We start from the raw sequence: 2,099 nt of genomic DNA, 5'->3' as shown, positions 1-2,099 counted from the left end.
TAACGGAAAAAGCGACCGGAAAGAGATAGACGTGCTGATCGGTCGCCAGCTGAACCAGGTGCGGCCCGGTCGACATCTCGCCTTTAACGAAAGTTGGCTTGGATTCCGTATCGAAACCAATGGCCGGCACCGCCTCCAGCGCCGCCAGGGCACGAGCAGCGAGCGGCGCATCGACAACCAGGCTGATCCTATCCAGGCCGACGCCAGGATAGATCGGCAGTTCGCTCGCCGCGAGTTGGCGGCGACTAATCGTAACTTCGCTCAATGATGTGCGCTCCTGGCTGGTTTCATCGTCGTGACCGGCGGCATCCCTGTATCCTTCCGCTTTTATCAAGAAGCAAGTGTATGGGATCACGCTGGCTCACGGGCCTTTTCTCGCGCCTCAAGGCGCTCTTTTTCGGCCACCCCGCCCCGCTCTCCGACTATGCCCGCGCCCGGCAACTGCTGGCCGCCGTCGACCGTGGCGGCATCCCGCTCAATCCAGCCAAGGTCAATGCCATCGCCCGCGACCTGGGCCTGGAGGTCACCCGTCAGGCGCCGGTCGAGGCCACGCTGGAGCGCATCCGCCTAGCCCTGGCGCGCGCCACCGAACCATGAGCAAGCCCTGGTTTCTGTACATGATCGAGTGTACCGACGGCAGCATCTACACCGGCATCGCCGTCGACGTCGAACACCGCTACGCCGCCCATTGCGCCGGAACGGGCGCCCGGTACACGCGCTCGCATCCCCCGCTCCGCCTGCTCGGCTACGAGAACCACCCGGATCGCTCTTCGGCCTCGAAGGCTGAATACCGGATCAAGCAACTCCCCTCCGGCGAAAAGCGCCAGTACGCCGCTTCGCTCCTCCCCGCCCATAAAGCGGGCTGAAGCCGGAAATTCCCGTTTCAATTTCGGGCAAATTTTCCGGTTGACCGTATTAGCGCGGTCCGGCCATTCGCCTCTGGCATAAGGCGCGGCGACAGCTGGCCCGAAGAAAGGTAGACTGCGCGCCAAGAAACGCCCCGGGAACCGGCCGAACCGGTTCAGCACGTGGTCGCCAACTTCCCTTTTGCACGCTACGGCAACACCGACAAACACCTGAAAACCCTGCGCGACGCTATCGCGCCATTGCGATAATGAATCTCAAACTAACGCTTGCCCCGCTACTGTTCGCCCTAACATTTTTGCCGGCTCATGCGGCCCCGGCTGCGCCGACTTTCGCCGACGATCCAGCCGCCATCGAATTCGCCCGCGACCTTGAAACCCGCCACGGCTTCATGGCCGACGAACTGATCAGCCAGTTCGCCCAGACCCACCCCAACGCCACCGTCCTCAAACTGATCCAGCCACCCGCCTCGCCGCTACAGCGCTCGTGGGAACGCTACCGGCCGCGCTTTCTGAACGAACGGCGGATCGAGGGCGGCGTCAGCTTCTGGCAGGAAAACGCCGGGCAACTGGCCAAGGCCTCGGCACTCTACGGCGTCCCCGAGGAAATCATCGTCGCAATAATCGGTGTCGAGACCGAATACGGCCGCAACACAGGCGGCTTCCGCGTCTTTGAGGCGCTGGCGACGCTGGCTTTCAACTACCCGCGCCGGGCCGAGTTTTTCCGTACCGAACTCGAACAGTTCCTGCTGCTGACGCGCGAGAACAATCTCGACCCGCTGGCCGTCAAGGGCTCTTTTGCTGGCGCCATCGGCATCCCGCAATTCATGCCGGGCAGCCAGCGCCGCTACGCCGTCGATTTCGACGGCGACCAGCGTATCGATCTCGCCAACAGCGTCGACGATGCCATCGGCAGCGTCGCCCGCTTTCTCGAACAACATGGCTGGCAAGCCGGGCAGTCCATCACCGTGCCAGCGATGACGGCAGGGACGCCCGAGGCCGAGCTGATAGAGGCCGGCCTCCGCCCCAGCCTCAAAGTCGCTGACCTGGCTGACAAAGGCATTCGCGCCGACATCGATCCACAGGCCAAGGCCGCACTGATCGATCTCGTCTCGCCGGGGCGCGAGACGGAATACTGGCTGGGATTCGAGAATTTTTACGTGATCACGCGCTACAACCGATCGAGCTTCTACGCCATGTCGGTTTTCCAGCTGGCCGAAGAAATCCGCGGCCGGA

Annotated in this window: 3 protein-coding genes and 1 pseudogene; 3 read left to right on the top strand and 1 reads right to left on the bottom strand. The window is 63.1% G+C overall.

Translation table 11 applies throughout. The features are described from left to right. Window positions 1-334 (bottom strand): annotated as a pseudogene (locus ADADOO_RS13480) (hypothetical protein); the annotation flags it as partial. An 11-nt stretch (window positions 335-345) separates the two neighbouring features. Here ADADOO_RS13480 and ADADOO_RS13475 point away from each other — a divergent pair. The 3 genes from ADADOO_RS13475 to mltB all read left to right on the top strand — a co-directional run. Then, complete coding sequence (locus ADADOO_RS13475; RefSeq protein ID WP_511278018.1) at window positions 346-597, top strand: hypothetical protein; 252 nt, start codon at window positions 346-348, stop codon at window positions 595-597. Further along, window positions 594-866, top strand: a complete 273-nt coding sequence (locus ADADOO_RS13470) for a GIY-YIG nuclease family protein (protein ID WP_511278017.1) — start codon at window positions 594-596, stop codon at window positions 864-866. The genes ADADOO_RS13475 and ADADOO_RS13470 overlap by 4 nt, the downstream gene beginning before the upstream one ends. A gap of 248 nt (window positions 867-1,114) precedes the next feature. Further along, window positions 1,115-2,099, top strand: a 985-nt coding sequence (gene mltB / locus ADADOO_RS13465) for a lytic murein transglycosylase B (protein ID WP_511278016.1), incomplete at its 3' end; no start/stop codon positions are given.

The sequence above is a fragment of the Azonexus sp. genome (assembly GCF_036170495.1).
Classification (GTDB): domain Bacteria; phylum Pseudomonadota; class Gammaproteobacteria; order Burkholderiales; family Rhodocyclaceae; genus Azonexus.
This window is presented reverse-complemented; position numbering and strand designations above follow the sequence as displayed.

What these genes read in the sequence shown, in the direction of transcription:
- ADADOO_RS13475 (WP_511278018.1), top strand. Translation starts at nt 346, where the DNA reads ATGGGATCACGCTGGCTCACGGGCCTTTTCTCGCGCCTCAAGGCGCTC.
- ADADOO_RS13470 (WP_511278017.1), top strand. Translation starts at nt 594, where the DNA reads ATGAGCAAGCCCTGGTTTCTGTACATGATCGAGTGTACCGACGGCAGC.